This window comes from Mesorhizobium sp. M5C.F.Ca.IN.020.32.2.1, assembly GCF_004023105.1.
In the GTDB taxonomy this organism is placed as follows: domain Bacteria; phylum Pseudomonadota; class Alphaproteobacteria; order Rhizobiales; family Rhizobiaceae; genus Mesorhizobium; species Mesorhizobium wenxiniae.
Map to the genome: position 1 here is coordinate 1 of NZ_RZSX01001317.1, position 1,149 is coordinate 1,149.

Sequence of the window (1,149 nt, forward strand, 5' to 3'; positions counted from 1 at the left end):
CTCCTACATAAAACGGCGCGTGGCTGAGCTCGGCGCCATCGCCGGGTTCGAGAAATCCGGTCATTTCTTCTTCAATCCGCCGATCGGGCGCGGCTATGACGATGGTCTCATCACGGCTATCGCCATCTGCCAGATGCTGGATCGCAGCCCGACCAGCAGCATGGCCGATCTCTATCGCGCCCTGCCGCTGACCTTCGGCACGCCGACCATGTCGCCGCACTGCGCCGACGAGCTGAAATACGGCGTGGTCGAGCGAGTCGTTTCCGACTTTCAGGCAATGAAGCAGGATGGCACTGTCTTCGCCGGCCAGAAGATCGCCGATCTGATCACCGTCAATGGCGTTCGCGTCGTTGCCGAGGACGGCACCTGGGGCCTGGTGCGGGCGTCGTCGAACAAGCCAGAGCTGGTCGTGGTGGTAGAGAGCCCGGTGTCGTCCGAGCGGCGCCGGCAGATGTTCGAAGGCGTCGATGCGGTGCTGCGCCGCAGCCCTGAGGTCGGCGCCTACAACCAGACGTTCTAGGTTCTCTCATTTCATCGCGGCGCGAGAAAGGCCACGATGGGGAAGCGGATCACGCGTTTCCGGTTGCAGCTGGTCCACTCCCCCAGGTTTTCATCGGCGATGATCTCTACAGGAACTCAGGCAGCGGAATAAGCCCGCTCAAGGGCACGCCAGTCGAACTCCCGCGCCCAGTCGGCAAAACTGTGCCAGCGGACCTCCGGGAAATCTCGGTGTAAAGCCGCGATATCGACGTCATAGCCGACGCGGTCGAACCACTCGAACATCAGCGCCGTATCTTCGCTTTGTTGGCGGGCGACCGCGATTGGAATTGCCTGATAGTTGATCGGGCGGCCGATGGACTGCGAAAGGATCTTGGCCTGGTCTTCGCCGGACAATTCGCTCCCGGCGAAATCGAAGCGCTTGCCGAACACGCGCTCGCGCCGCTCGACCAGGGCGGCAACGAAGGCTCCGATATCGGCAAGTGCGACCAGCTGGAGGACACGTTTGGCAGGCATCGCAAAGGCATGCGTGCCTCGGATGAGTGCGCCGATCGACCACGGCGCGACGATATTCTCCATGAAGGCAACCGGCGCGCTGATCGTATAGGGGATGCCGAGCACGGCGACATGTTGCTCGACAAGATATTTGCT

General features: G+C 62.0%; 1 protein-coding gene and 1 pseudogene. One reads left to right on the plus strand and one right to left on the minus strand.

Features of this window, described 5'->3' with window-relative positions:
* Window positions 1–520 (plus strand): annotated as a pseudogene (locus EOA86_RS35615) (phosphomannomutase/phosphoglucomutase); the annotation flags it as partial.
* A gap of 116 nt (window positions 521–636) precedes the next feature.
* Here EOA86_RS35615 and EOA86_RS35620 read toward each other — a convergent pair.
* On the minus strand, window positions 637–1,149 hold a 513-nt coding region (locus EOA86_RS35620; protein WP_164892367.1), incomplete at its 5' end, for an NmrA family NAD(P)-binding protein.